Source organism: Streptomyces sp. AB3(2024) (assembly GCF_041862025.1).
Classification (GTDB): Bacteria; Actinomycetota; Actinomycetes; order Streptomycetales; family Streptomycetaceae; genus Streptomyces.
The window spans coordinates 1-484 of the sequence record NZ_JBGWAB010000341.1; the positions used below are offsets into that span (position 1 = coordinate 1).

The 484-nt window shown below is 71.3% G+C and carries 1 protein-coding gene; it reads right to left on the reverse strand.

Annotation, left to right across the window (positions count from 1 at the left end; all coding sequences use genetic code 11):
- The coding region (locus ACEPPI_RS40670) for an acyltransferase domain-containing protein (protein WP_373920264.1) at nt 1–484 on the reverse strand (484 nt) is incomplete at both ends.

Below are 484 nucleotides of genomic sequence, written 5' to 3' on the forward strand. Positions count from 1 at the left end.
GACCACATCCACCCGCTCCAGCGAACGCCCCTCCCGCAGTACCTGGACCACGTCGAAGTCCACGAACGGCGCCAGGGCATCGGCACACTCCCGCAACCGCCCCGCAAACACGGGTGAGGAACCGAGCAGCTCCGCACCCATCCCCACCCACTGCGTCCCCTGACCCGGAAACACCAGCACCCGACGACCGAACGACCCCACCACACCCTCGACGGTCGTACCGCCGAGGACCACCCGGCGGTGTTCCAGCATCGAACGGCCCGTGACCAGGCTCCACGCCACGTCCAGCGGACGCGGCGCGGGCACCCGCTCCACCTCCATGTGGGTACGCAGGCGTTCCACCTGGTCACGCAGGCCCGCCGCCGACCTGCCCGTCACCACCAGCGGGACGACGGGCAGCTCACGCGCCTCCCCCGCCGGCTCCTCCACCCGGACCGGAGCCTGCTCCAGGATCACGTGCGCGTTCGTCCCGCTCACACCGAAC